Raw genomic sequence first — 12,306 nt, 5'->3', positions numbered from 1 at the left:
TTTATGAGTTGATATGCTTTTTTGTGGAAAACAGGTTTTATGCGGTAATTTTATCGAAATTAAAGTTTTAGCCCCATGAAATATTTAATAACACTTTTATCCTTAGGTTTAATTTTAGCCAATTGCATTACACTTAATGCACAAGAAACAGCCACGGTTTCTAACGAAATTCCAAAGAATTATAAGAAGCGTAGTCCTATTTATGATTATTCAGAGAAGAATCTAAATAATACAGACACTATACCAGAGTTTTTAACACAAAAAAACAAGTTAAAAATTACGGGAACCATATACGAAAGTGACGGTGTTACCCCTGCTAAAAATATATTATTATTCATTCATCAAACAGATGAAGATGGTAATTTTGAATTAAAAAGACATAATAAAAAACGTTATGTTCACCATAGAGGATGGGTAAGAACTAATGAAGACGGAAAGTATACCATTTATACATTCGTACCTGGAAGTTACATATACGGAAAAGAACTAAAGCAAATCTATCCAATAGTTAAAGAACCTAACAAACCAGAATATAAAATAGAAACTTTTTTATTTGACAATGATCCTTTATTAAAAGGAAAATGTAGAGATAAAGTATTAGAAACAGACCCTCAAAGAATTTTAAAACTAGATTTAAAAGAAGGTTTGTGGGTAGGTACACGAGATATCGTCTTAGGTAAAGAAATAGATTCCTATTAATTATAGTTATTATTGCATATTTTCAAAAGCAACCATATGTTTATGGTTGCTTTTTTTGTTAATGTATATTTAACATTACTCTTACAAAATTGTTCTATTTTAGAGTCTCTCCTTTTTAATTTTTAGCTTAAATAATTTACTAATCAAAAATTAAACTTCATGTGGTACAATGATTTAAGACCAGATAATGAATTAACGAGTGATAGATACTCGCTAATTATGTTAGATCCTGACAATGACTATGAACGAGAGATGAACGATGAGGATAAAAAGAGAACAATAGCCAATATTCTTGAACTTAAGAAAGGGATACTAAAAGACATTCCAAGTAAAACAGTAGATAGAAACCTATTATTGGCATCATGGAATATTAAAAACTTTGGCAAGTTACTTAATAGAACTTCAGAATCTTTGTATTACATCGCAGAGATAATCAATGCCTTTGATATAGTTGGTATACAAGAGATAAACAGTGATATTACTCAATTTAAGAAGCTATTAAAACTTTTGGGAAGTAATTGGAAATATACACTAAGTGATGTTACGGAAGGGAGTAGCGGAAATGACGAACGTTTTGGTTTTATCTATGACTCCACCAGAGTAACCCACTCAGGGCTAGCAGGGGAGTTGGTTATTCCGCCAGAGATGATATCAGATAATCCTATTATAGAACAATTAAAGCGTACACCAACATTTACGGGATTTGAAAGTGGTTGGAGAAAATTTTCGATAGTTAGTGTTCATTTGCATCCAGGAGATGATGCCGATGATAAAGTCCTTAGAAAAGAAGAAGTAAAACTTCTACTAGATCTTTTAGAAGAAAAAATGAAGGATGCACCTTATGAGGATCAAAACCTTATCATCTTAGGAGACACTAATTTATATGAAGACGATACTGAAATTGTTGATTTATTTACAGATAAAGGTTTTGTTGAAAGTGAAGGTTTAATAGGAAAATTTACGAATACCAGCCTAAATCAGATTTATGATCGCATCTTTTTGAATGTACATAAGTACTTTAAGGTTGGAACAGACATAGATGGTGACGAAAGAGGGGGTGTATTTAATCTTTTCGATTACGTTTATAAAAACACCCAACAAGAAATAGCAAAATATCACCCTTTAATGCTACAACATAAAGGAGACCCTTCAACATTAACATCTCATGATGCTTTTGAAAGTTATTTTAATTCCTATTGGAAAAGAAATCAAATGAGTGACCATTTACCTGTGTGGTTAGAAATAGAGGTAGACAGCAGTCCAAGCTTCTTAAAAAGTAAATTGAGTAAGTTTTAGAATTTTTAATTGTAGAGAAGTAAGAGCTTTTATGCTCTACTTCTCAATAAATAATTTTTGCCCAACCTTAATAACAGAGGTTTTTCTAATACGATTGACTTTGCATATTGATGCAACCGAAACATCATTATTTCTTGAAATTCTAGACAATGTATCTCCTGGCCTTACAACATAAATAGAACGTTTCTTTTGCAAACTAGCTATGGCCTCGGCTTCCGTAAATAAAGGGGTTATTTTGCTTTGCCTTCTAGAGCTATGAAATACAGGCTGTGTCCATTTTTTAGTTACCCAAAGTTCATTATTTCTTATTTCGTTCTTTTCATTGAATTTAAATAGATATTCAGGGTTTATAGGTACCCCTTTATAATTTATAACTAAATGTAAATGGCTTCCTCTTGCATTACCAGAAGTACCGCCTTTACCTAAGTATTGTCCCTTAGCTACTGTGTCATTTTCTTTTACGCCATATTTAGAAAGGTGCGCATAAACCGTTTCCAAACCATTGTAATGCCTAACTACTACTGTCCTTCCATGTCCGCTTGTATATCTAGCCATTCTCACAATACCACCAAACATGGAATAAAGGCTATCTCCTGTAATCAAATCTATATCAATTCCTTCATGAGCTCTACCACGTCTCCATCCATACCTTGAGGTTACAACCTTTTTTCGCTTTACAGGTGCAGCATATGAAGAATCATCGAATTTTATTTGAAGCGGAAAGCTAACTTTAACTTCTTTATACGGATTATAAACTGTATTACTCCAATTATTAGCTTTAATGTCTGGAGCCGCTTTTATAACTTGTGAAACTGCATCAGATTGCACCGTATCTTTAATTGTAATAGCTTTTATTGCGCTATAAAATGTATCTATATTCCTAATCTTTTTTTGGCTAAAGGTATTTAAGGATATAAAAAGCACTAAACCAGTAATGATGTATCTCATTCTAGAAATTGAGGGATTAAAATTTTTGATTGACGAATTTAAGTATTAAATACGTTTCTTAAGTGAAGATATTGTGTTAGTTATCAACAAGTTTGTTAATTTAAGAGTACAAAATAAGGAAAACCCCCAATAAGATACCGAAAAGTGGCACCATTTTTTTTCGCTTGTTTTGCTCCTTGAATATAAGCCCACCAACAACCACAGCAATTAGTATTTGACTTCGTTTAATAGCAGATAACAACATAATTAAAGCCTCAGGGTCTTGCAGAGCCTTAAAATAAAAGTAATCTGCTGCTTGAAGCAATACACCAACGGCAACAATAGTCCAGCGCCATTTAAACGCTTTTCGTTTTTCTTTATATGGAAACCAAGTTATAAGAAGTATTACCAATAAAATAAGTACGGTATACAAACAAAACCAAAATTGCAATGTTTCCGGGTTAAGACTTAGGTGTTGAATTAAAAATTTATCATACAAACCACTTGATGCCCCAAGAAATGTAGCACCAATAATAGCAAAGATCCACTTATTTCTTTTAAAAACAATCCCTTCTTTCTTTCCTATTTTAGAGTACAGAATTACCGAAAAAATAATTAGAAAGAAACCAATCCATTGTAGAAAATTTGGGGTTTCTCTATAAATTACAATGGCTCCGATAAACGTAAAGAAAGGACCTGCCGAACGTATTGGCGTTACAATAGTAATTGGTAAATGTTTTAATGCTTGATAGGCAAGTACCCAAGAAGCCGCCATAATCATAGACTTTATAATTATAAACCCATGTGTTTTTAAGGAAATTGGCGTAAAATGAAGTCCTAAACCTTTAGTCTGCTCGGGTAAATAAACAGAGACTAAAAATAGAGACACTAATAAAATGAATCCCGAACCAATAGTGCCTAAAAGCACTGGGAATACTTCATTTCCTTGCACCGCATGTTTTTTACACAAATTGTGTAACCCTAAAAACAGTGCCGCTAACAAACCTAGATACATCCACATAATGGGCGCGAAGATACATTTTTGACACTTCTTAAAGGTTAAATTATTAAAGGATTTGTATTATATTTTTAGGATCTCATATTACGTTGAATTTTATAGGTTAACCCCCAATTCAAAGGCAAAACCAAGATTAGTTTTATATACCTTTGAGGTTTGAATAGTTTCAAATACACTTGCTCCGAATACTAGGCCGAATTCCTTCCAAGGAATTATTTTTATACCTTGATTACTGCTTAAACCAATTAAAAAGTTTTTCGATTTAGTGTTATTTAAATCTTTTAGAACTTCCAGCCCAATAGAGGCATTCAATCCTAGTTCAAGATAAAAACCAGAAGTAATTTTAATAAGACCATTAAAACCTGGAGAAATATTATAGGTATCTAAAGACTCATACCCTTTACGGTTAAGAGCTTTGGTTTTAGCTTTATTTTGACCAAAAGACAATTCAAACGGAAGAATAAAATCGGTGTCGCTATCATTAAAGCCTATATAACTTACCTTCCAACCGTTGTAATTCTTGCTAAAAGTCTTCTTATAGTTAAATGTATCAAACCAATTATGGCTATTATTAGTGTCCTGAGAATAACCAAACGAAAGGTTAATAATAAACACTAAAAGACATATGTTTCTCATAAAATTAATGGTTTGGTTTATAAATAATCTCTATGTCTCTTAGCTCACCAATATCATATTTAAGAATGAGTGCTTTGGTACTAAGCTCTACAATATAAGCCCTTAATACGACCTTTGTTCCATCTTTAAAATCTATATAATCGTCCTGAGAATTTAAGGTATAGTTACCCGTTTCAATATTGCCTTCACTTTTAGAAATAAAGGTATTATCCGCATTAAATTGAATAAAGTCATCTTGTTCCTTAGGTTCCGGCGGATATGTTTTATTCTTTATGTTATAGGCGTCCAAATCCCATTTAGTTGTTAAAAGCTCTTTTTGTGTTTCTTGTGCGCAACCACTTGCGGAAAATAGAATAGTCATAACAACAGCTATTACGATAGTTACTGATTCATTTTTCATTTGTCTTCTTTTATAATTTTAAGTTTTTGTTACATACCTAATAAACATAGATAGAGGTCCTTTTTTGTATTTCTTGTTCCATAGCACTGAGAATAGGATACAGAAAAAGCAATAGACTAAGGCCAAGGTTATAGCGTACCATAACGGAAGATTGTTTTCTCCATAAATAGTAATACAAATTATGAGTCCAATTACAATATGGCTTATGTAGTGGGTAAATGCCATTTGTCCTGTTTTTACCAGAAAAACGAACATTGTGGTATGCTTTAATTTCTCCGTAATCCAAATACATAAGGTTATTACCATAAATGCCCAACTTATACTTGAAATCATGAAAACAGGCATTGGAGGCATTGGAGCTGTACCATAGAAAGCCAAAGCTTCGTCTAAGGTTAAATTTGTAAAGCTTTGAGAGGCTTCAATAAGACGTTTAGATAGCATTTGGGTTAGTACAAAAACTGTTATAGATACTCCCAAAATGGTATTTCTAATACTCTTAGAGTGTATGTTTTGTCTTCCTAACCAAATTCCGGCTAGAATAAATGCGACCCAAGGTACTACAGGGTTAAAACCATTAATAAAAAAGTTTCTGATAAAACCATTAAAACTCCAATAATCGGTATATTCAATGGTTAACCAATCCCAGCCTTTTTCATAGTCAACCACTTCAATTATAAATGGATATGAAAAAATCAACAACAAAATAAATACCCATAAATATGCAGAATGTCTGGTCATAACTATAGCACCAATTAGAATATAACATCCGTAAGAATGTAATATATCGGCGGGCCACACTAGGCTAAAAATCAGTCCGAATAGGAATAAAAACGCTGCACGTTTAAAAAGCAGCATCCGCTTTTCTCTTAGCCTTAAGAGATCATTAAAAAACAGGTTGGTTCGGATCATTAACGATATTCCTGCTCCAGCAATAACTACAAACAGAGCGGCACCTTTACCTTGTATTAGGTTTAATATGCTAGCCAAAACACTTTCATCATTATTGGCTTTGGCTAACACCAAATTAAAGTGTACAATAATCATTATAAACACTGCTAAAGCCCTGGCCACATCGTAACCTTGTATTCTTTCTTGATGTTTTATCATTTGTGCAATTATTTGAGAATTATTCATTAATAATAAGATGAAGGTGTCCGCTCTGAACTTCAAAAAACTAACTCGTCTTAAAAACTATATGAAAGTGCTAATTGAAGGGCTCTGTTTTTTGCATCTGAATTGGCATTAGTAATATCACGAATACCTAAAACATAGCGTGCACCAATTTCTAAGTTATCAGAGATATGATATGCTAAACCAACCGTACCTCCGTAGTCTATTTTTCTATAATCAGATTTGCTAGCGCCTTTTGCAGACAGTAAATACCCTCCGTAAGGCCCAACTTCTAAACCAATTTTTTTAGTTGGATATACTCGCAATAATGCTGGAAATACTTGAATGTAGTTAAGTTTTAATTTTGTCTTTTCAGTAGCATTTTTCTTTGAACGTGCCCCTAGAATGCTATAACTTAATTCGGATCGAACAGCTATAGTTTCTGAGGCTTTATACTGTGTGAATAAACCAAAATTTGGCGCTATTTTAGGTCTAGTGCCAGAAATATTAATGGTGCTGCGGTTGGCCCCAGCTTTTATACCAAACGTAAACAAGTCGTTACTTTGTGCATTAGATACATAGCTTAAGGTCATCATTAATACGACCGCAAAAATTGTTCTCATTGAAATAATCATAATCTTTTGTTTTTAACTGTTATAAATTTTAATTGATGCTCCAAAAGTATGCGGAGGTTAACAGTTAAAAGACGTTCCCTATAATTGCGGACAAAAAAAAGTGTCTCGATTTATAAGGAGACACTTTTTAGATTTTAAACACCTGTTTTTAAGCTTGTTACAATTTGTGTGCTTTTTTGAATTCTGTTGGTGTCATATTGGTGTTTTTTCTAAAAGCGGTGTAAAATGCGGCTTTACTATTAAAGCCGACATCTAATGCTATAGCAAAAATTGTATTGGGTTTAGGTTCTAAAAGCATAGATTTTGCAGCTTCAATTCTATATCTATTTATAAAATCTGAAAAGCCCATGTTTGCGTTTTGATTAATAGCCTGAGAAATATGATGTATAGAAGTATCTAATTTATCTGCAAGTGTATTCAGTTTTATATCATAATCTAAGTATAAGTCTTCTGAGGTGACCAATGCTTCAATTTTATTGAATAACTCCGATGAATCTGTTAAAGATGACTTTGCGTATTTTTTTTTAGTTTTTTCAGGTAAATCTTCAAAAGCACCCGTAAAAGCAAAAACGGGAAAATGCATAATAGAGTAGGCTAGGACAAAGAAAAATACAGCAAGTAACAGTGTTTCGGTCTTGGCATAGAACTCTAAAGTTTCAAGTGTTTTAGTATTAATAACCGTATTAAATCCGCTAGTAATTTGAATCCCTACGCATAAAACAATAAGCAACTTTACCCATTTGTAATTTAGCTTTTGAGCGGCATCTAGTTTTAAATAAATAGGTGTATTTTTCAGCTTTATAAATGCAATTACCAAGAGCAAGATGTTTATTGCAGTGGCTAAGATGTATTCCATTTCAATCCAAAACCAAATACCTAGTGTATTCCCTGTAGCCATTAAATCTGTTACTGTGTTATATTCTAAAATTGGAAGGAAAAGCATCCATCTTAACAGAGTATAACCACCAATACTAAGCATACTCTTTTTAAGGTTGAATTCTGTTTTTGTAAAGAGCAATATGAAAAGGTAAAACAACGGACCGGTAAGATGGTATAGCAAATAAGCACCGCCAGAAAGCATGCTATTGATGTCTACTTTAAGTAATACATAATAATCAAAAGACGTATACGCATAAATAAACACTAAGGCAGCAAGCACATATCTAATGCTCTTATCTTTACCCAAACCAGAGGTTCTAGAAATTATAAAAATGCCCAGAAAGAGCCCAAGAATAGAACTTAGTAATGGCGATATATCCAAAAGACTCATAAAATAAAGATAAGATTTTAGTGTTGATACCACATAATTATAAAAACCCTGTAAAACAGGACTTACTTTTTATAAAAATTGTGTCTTGATTTATCGGGAGCTACTATTTTCCTTAGGAGAGAACATAGTTTTACAAAAATAAATTTGTTAACTATGAGTTTCGCAAAACTAATTTCATTATTTGAAGAATCCCAAATAATGGCCTTTATTGGCTATTTCTTTCTGTTTAATTTGGGGATTATCTTTTTAGAAATTCTATTGGATATAGTTACCGATAAAAAAAGGCGATGGAAAGATACTTACGCCAATATTTCAATATTTATCATCAACCAATTACTGGAAAAAACTATTATTGGTTCTATTGGAGTGCTGTGTTTAGTACCTATTTCATGGGTTGCTATTTTAGAAATTCCTTTAAATACGATGACTTGGATATTGGCTTTTTTTGCAGCCGATTTCACTTATTATTGGATGCACAGGTTTGAGCATGAACATAGAATTTTATGGGCTAGTCATAGTGTGCATCACTCATCTGAAGATTATAATCTTACTATCTCATTTCGATTAAGCTTTATTGAAGGTTTATTTGAATGGCTGTTTTTAGTGCCAATGGTTTTCATTGGATTTTCACCATTCCAAGCTATTGTAAGCCTAGTTTTGGTGGCGCAATTTCAAACATGGATTCATACAGAACGTATTGGTAAATTGGGTTGGTTAGACGGTATTTTTAACACACCTTCTGTTCACAGGGTACACCATGGTTCTAATAGCAAATATTTAGATAAAAATTATGGTGGTTTCCTAATAATTTGGGATAGGCTTTTTGGTACTTACCAAAGGGAAGAGGAAACCGTTATTTATGGTTTAACAAAAAACGTAAATACTAACAATCCTATTACTATTAATTTTATTGAATACAGGCATATTTGGAAAGATGTAAAGCGTTGCAAAACCCTAGGAGATAAGTTTAAGATTGTATTTGGAGGCTTAGGTTGGAGACCAAAGTACTTTACTAAAAATGACGAATAGAATTCGGTAATTCCACCCGTCATTTTATGTGGTTTTATTGAGTATTTTGAATATAAAGAGAACCCGTATCAAAAATAATGAGATTCATCTTTGTGCATAATCCAGTATGATAATACTGATTGAACCTTTTAAACTTACTTCAACGATATAGCACCAATTCCTTCATGCCATAGTTTTTTATTAAACTCAGGGATTTTGGTATTGATTAAACTTTCAGCAGTTTGCTTTAAGGTATCCCATTCTTTATCTAATTCCTGTTTTCTAAGTACAGACGCTTGCGTAATTTTTGGCAAACTACTATTGGTTTGATTCATTAAGAATAGGTAATCTGCTGTAAACTTGTTTTCAAAGTTTTCTACATCGTCATAAGCTTGAGAACGGCGTTGAACCATTTTCTCATCCCATTCTTTTATGTCTTTTAGAAGGCTTTCACCTGTTTTAATTAGATCAGACGCTTTGTTTGTCTTTTTTAATCGCTTTAAAGCCTCGCGAATATCTTTTGCAACTGAATTTAACAGGTTGACTTTGTTATGCATATCAGTAGCATTCGCCTCCAGTTCACTCATAATAGCATCGTAAGCCTTATATTCAGCTTTAGTGATGTTGTAATCCGGATTTTCTTTAATTACTGCTTTTGTACTATAGGTTTTTCCATCATAACTTAATGTCATCGTATACTCACCAGGCACCACTTTATGACCTCTAAAGCTAGCTTCTATATATACTTTTGGTACACCCGGTACAATTTTATGTTGCATATTCCATACAAAACGGTTTAAACCTTCTTTTTTAGGTAATCTTGGAGCCCTTGGAGCGCCTCCACCATTATGAGGAACATAGTTCGTATCTTTTTCTGAGGTATAGCTATTAATAACTTTCCCGTTACTATCAGTTACTGTTAGTGTCACCGCTTTTGAGGCATCAACTTTAGGAAGTTCATAATAGAGTTCTATGCCGTTGGCAGGATTAATTCCTGTGAAATTCTGCATACCAGTAAAGCTATCTGTATTTCCACTCATGCTGCTTCCCCAATTACCATAAGAAATAGGTTCTGGATTATAGATTTTAGCCTCTTTATTTTTAGCGTCGTATTGGGATAAAAGCGATAGATTATCCAAAATCCAGAACGATCTTCCGGAGGTAGCAACTACTAAATCATTTTGGTGAACCATTAAATCTAGAATAGGTGTAACAGGTAAGTTTCTTTGAAAAGACGTCCAGTTGCTGCCATCATCAAAAGAGATATACATACCAAGCTCGGTGCCGGCATACAACAAACCTTTCTTTGCTTTATCTTCTCTTATTACTCTTGTATGTGCTCCTTGCGGAATTCCGTTGTTTATAGCTTTCCATGTTTTTCCGTAATTTTCACTTTTAAAAAGGGCAGGCGTATAGTCGCCCAATTTATACTTAGTAGTGGCTATGTAAACCACCGCAGGATTATGCGGAGATACTTCAATAGCATTAACAAGTGTTTCACCTAGGTTTTTTGGTGTAATATTCTGCCAAGTTTTACCATTATCTCTGGTAACATGTACTAAGCCATCATCACTTCCGGAGTAAAACACACCTTTTTCATGAGGCGATTCAATTAAATAACTAATTGTACCATAATTTTCTGCTCCAACAGCCTCATTGGTATAAGGCCCGCCACCTTTACCTTGTTTTGCATCAATATTTCTAGTAAGGTCTGGTGAAAAATGCGTCCAGGTCTTACCCATATCAGTTGATTTTAAAACCAATTGTGCCGCATGAAAAATAGTATTCTTCTCATGTTGCGACCATACAATTGGCGCATTCCAATTGTACAGGTATTTCATATCTCTGGCTGCTTTTCCAAGGTATTGAATAGGTGCTGCTATAATATCTGTACTTACTTTGGTTTTCATGTCTAAGGCTTCAATAGTTCCTAAATAACTACCACCTACGGTAATTGTAGGGTTGTCTTTATCAAAGGCTAGAAAAGCACTTTCACCACCTGCAGCAGGCGTCCAATTGCGTTCCGAGATACTAGACCCTGTCATATTCATACTTGCAATTCTCACAGAAGTATTGTCTTGCTGACCTGCGTAAATGTTATATGGAGATAAATTATCTACATTAATACGGTAAAACTGGGCAGTAGGCATAATATTTTGAGAAGACCATGTTTTTGCAAAATTAAAGGAGATTGCTGCACCACCATCATTAGCAATAACCATATTGTTCGAGTTATTCGGATTAATCCATAAATCGTGAAAATCACCATGAGTCCCCGTAATTCTACTCCATGTTTTACCGCCATCCTTAGAACGTAGGGCAGGGGCACTTAAAACATAAACGGTCTCTTCGTTATTCGGATCGGTAAAAACTTCTGTGTAATACCAAGCACGTTGCGTTAATCTGTTATCGCCACTTACTTGTTTCCAAGATTTTCCGGCGTTGTTAGATACATACAAACCACTGTTATCGGTTTGAGAATCACTTTCTACAAGTGCATAAACTTTGTTACTGTTACTTCTACAAACGGCAATAGCTAGTTTCCCTAATGCTTTTGGTAGTCCTTTTTCTAGTTTTGTCCATGTTTCTCCTGCATCGGTAGACTTGTATAACCCACTACCTTCGCCACCACTTATCATTTTCCAAGGTGTTCTTTGGTGATGCCATAAAGCAGCATATAGAATTTGAGGATTGTTCATATCCATAGATAATTCTGAAGCTCCTGAAAAGTTATTTACGAATAAAGTTTTTTTCCATGTTTTTCCACCATCAACAGATTTATAGATACCACGTTCTTCGGTAGGCGCACTATATTTTCCTTGTGCTGCTACATATACTATATCTGGATTTGTAGGGTGAATAACAATCCTAGAGATTTGTTCTGTTTTGGTTAAACCTATATGTTTCCATGTTTTTCCAGCATCGGTAGATTTATAAACACCATCACCATAAGAGGTCATTACACCACGAATGGCATGTTCTCCCATACCCACATAAATAATATTCGGATTACTTTCTGAAGCAGCTACAGCGCCTACAGAACCTGTTTTAAAAAAGCCATCACTTATGTTATTCCAATGCGCTCCGGCGTCTTCAGTTTTCCAAAGACCACCACCTGTGGTTCCCATATAATAGGTTAGGGGATTGTTTACAATTCCTGTAGCACTTACAGAACGACCGCCTCTAAACGGACCAATGTTTCTGAATTTCATTGAAGAAAAGTACTCATTTGCTTCTTGAGCAATCATTAACACTGGTAGGGCGAATAGAATAAAAGCTATTTTAATTTTCATAAATATGATGGTTT

The 12,306-nt window shown here is 33.7% G+C and carries 11 protein-coding genes; 3 read left to right on the top strand and 8 right to left on the bottom strand.

All coding sequences use genetic code 11. From position 1 onward, the window contains the following. Positions 1 to 75: 75 nt before the first annotated feature. On the top strand, positions 76 to 699 hold the full coding sequence (locus tag FUA24_RS20645; RefSeq protein WP_148544944.1) for a peptidase associated/transthyretin-like domain-containing protein: 624 nt from the start codon (positions 76 to 78) through the stop codon (positions 697 to 699). 159 nt (positions 700 to 858) lie between these two features. Beyond that, complete coding sequence (locus FUA24_RS20640) at positions 859 to 1,995, top strand: endonuclease/exonuclease/phosphatase family protein (RefSeq protein WP_148544943.1); 1,137 nt, start codon at positions 859 to 861, stop codon at positions 1,993 to 1,995. 36 nt (positions 1,996 to 2,031) lie between these two features. Here the strand turns inward: FUA24_RS20640 and FUA24_RS20635 are convergent, their stop codons facing one another. The 7 genes from FUA24_RS20635 to FUA24_RS20605 form a co-directional block, all read right to left on the bottom strand. Beyond that, positions 2,032 to 2,943 (bottom strand): peptidoglycan DD-metalloendopeptidase family protein, encoded by a 912-nt coding sequence (locus FUA24_RS20635; RefSeq protein ID WP_148544942.1) that lies wholly within the window; start codon positions 2,941 to 2,943, stop codon positions 2,032 to 2,034. A 100-nt stretch (positions 2,944 to 3,043) separates the two neighbouring features. Beyond that, entirely contained in the window at positions 3,044 to 3,943 is a 900-nt protein-coding gene (locus FUA24_RS20630) for an EamA family transporter (protein ID WP_148544941.1), read from the bottom strand. A 93-nt stretch (positions 3,944 to 4,036) separates the two neighbouring features. Next, positions 4,037 to 4,576: a hypothetical protein gene (locus tag FUA24_RS20625; RefSeq protein ID WP_148544940.1), complete on the bottom strand. Its 540-nt coding sequence runs from the start codon at positions 4,574 to 4,576 to the stop codon at positions 4,037 to 4,039. 4 nt (positions 4,577 to 4,580) lie between these two features. Then, positions 4,581 to 4,976: a lipocalin family protein gene (locus tag FUA24_RS20620; RefSeq protein WP_148544939.1), complete on the bottom strand. Its 396-nt coding sequence runs from the start codon at positions 4,974 to 4,976 to the stop codon at positions 4,581 to 4,583. A gap of 18 nt (positions 4,977 to 4,994) precedes the next feature. Next, positions 4,995 to 6,146 carry a DUF418 domain-containing protein gene (locus FUA24_RS20615; RefSeq protein ID WP_187388346.1) on the bottom strand — a complete coding sequence of 384 codons (1,152 nt, stop codon included), beginning with the start codon at positions 6,144 to 6,146 and terminating at the stop codon, positions 4,995 to 4,997. 14 nt (positions 6,147 to 6,160) lie between these two features. Beyond that, positions 6,161 to 6,721 carry a porin family protein gene (locus FUA24_RS20610; RefSeq protein ID WP_148544937.1) on the bottom strand — a complete coding sequence of 187 codons (561 nt, stop codon included), beginning with the start codon at positions 6,719 to 6,721 and terminating at the stop codon, positions 6,161 to 6,163. A gap of 157 nt (positions 6,722 to 6,878) precedes the next feature. After that, the gene (locus tag FUA24_RS20605; protein WP_148544936.1) at positions 6,879 to 7,991 is read right to left on the bottom strand and encodes a helix-turn-helix domain-containing protein; all 1,113 of its coding nucleotides are present in this window, start codon (positions 7,989 to 7,991) and stop codon (positions 6,879 to 6,881) included. Between the two features lie 153 nt (positions 7,992 to 8,144). Between FUA24_RS20605 and FUA24_RS20600 the strand changes: the two genes are divergently transcribed. Next, positions 8,145 to 9,020 carry a sterol desaturase family protein gene (locus FUA24_RS20600; protein WP_148544935.1) on the top strand — a complete coding sequence of 292 codons (876 nt, stop codon included), beginning with the start codon at positions 8,145 to 8,147 and terminating at the stop codon, positions 9,018 to 9,020. A 134-nt stretch (positions 9,021 to 9,154) separates the two neighbouring features. Here FUA24_RS20600 and FUA24_RS20595 read toward each other — a convergent pair whose 3' ends face one another. After that, a complete protein-coding gene (locus FUA24_RS20595; RefSeq protein WP_148544934.1) occupies positions 9,155 to 12,292 on the bottom strand; it encodes a WD40/YVTN/BNR-like repeat-containing protein in 3,138 nt (1,045 codons plus the stop codon). Between the last annotated feature and the right edge of the window lie 14 nt (positions 12,293 to 12,306).

It is taken from the genome of Seonamhaeicola marinus, assembly GCF_008085455.1.
Note: the sequence above shows the minus strand (reverse complement) of the source record. Positions and strands in the feature narration are given on the sequence as shown.

Excerpts from the sequence above, each read along its gene's own strand:
- FUA24_RS20600 (WP_148544935.1), top strand. The coding sequence starts at position 8,145 with ATGAGTTTCGCAAAACTAATTTCATTATTTGAAGAATCCCAAATAATG.
- FUA24_RS20610 (WP_148544937.1), bottom strand. The coding sequence starts at position 6,721 with ATGATTATTTCAATGAGAACAATTTTTGCGGTCGTATTAATGATGACC.
- FUA24_RS20630 (WP_148544941.1), bottom strand. The coding sequence starts at position 3,943 with ATGTGGATGTATCTAGGTTTGTTAGCGGCACTGTTTTTAGGGTTACAC.
- FUA24_RS20640 (WP_148544943.1), top strand. The coding sequence starts at position 859 with ATGTGGTACAATGATTTAAGACCAGATAATGAATTAACGAGTGATAGA.
- FUA24_RS20605 (WP_148544936.1), bottom strand. The coding sequence starts at position 7,991 with ATGAGTCTTTTGGATATATCGCCATTACTAAGTTCTATTCTTGGGCTC.
- FUA24_RS20595 (WP_148544934.1), bottom strand. The coding sequence starts at position 12,292 with ATGAAAATTAAAATAGCTTTTATTCTATTCGCCCTACCAGTGTTAATG.
- FUA24_RS20645 (WP_148544944.1), top strand. The coding sequence starts at position 76 with ATGAAATATTTAATAACACTTTTATCCTTAGGTTTAATTTTAGCCAAT.
- FUA24_RS20620 (WP_148544939.1), bottom strand. The coding sequence starts at position 4,976 with ATGAAAAATGAATCAGTAACTATCGTAATAGCTGTTGTTATGACTATT.
- FUA24_RS20635 (WP_148544942.1), bottom strand. The coding sequence starts at position 2,943 with ATGAGATACATCATTACTGGTTTAGTGCTTTTTATATCCTTAAATACC.
- FUA24_RS20625 (WP_148544940.1), bottom strand. The coding sequence starts at position 4,576 with ATGAGAAACATATGTCTTTTAGTGTTTATTATTAACCTTTCGTTTGGT.